This is a genomic window from Roseibium sp. RKSG952 (assembly GCF_009711355.1).
In genome coordinates, this window is sequence record NZ_SMMF01000014.1 from 1 (window position 1) to 206 (window position 206).

Consider the following 206-nt stretch of genomic DNA (forward strand, 5'->3'; position numbering starts at 1 on the left):
CGAAACCGCCAAACTCAATGGCGTCGACCCGCAAGCGTGGCTGACCTGGGTTCTGGCACAAATCGCAGACCACAAGATCAATCGCATCAACGAGCTCATGCCTTGGTGTTACGCTGCAAAAGCAGCGTAACAGAGCGCGTCGCCACCATGAAGACCGGCTTCACCGGACGGACACGCACCATCTGGTTAGCAGACGTGTCCTATAT

At 56.3% G+C, this 206-nt stretch carries 1 protein-coding gene; it reads left to right on the forward strand.

Annotated elements, in window-relative coordinates:
* Positions 1–130 (forward strand): transposase domain-containing protein (locus E1297_RS00025; RefSeq protein ID WP_155132446.1); only part of this gene is annotated, 130 nt, incomplete at its 5' end.
* Positions 131–206 lie beyond the last annotated feature (76 nt).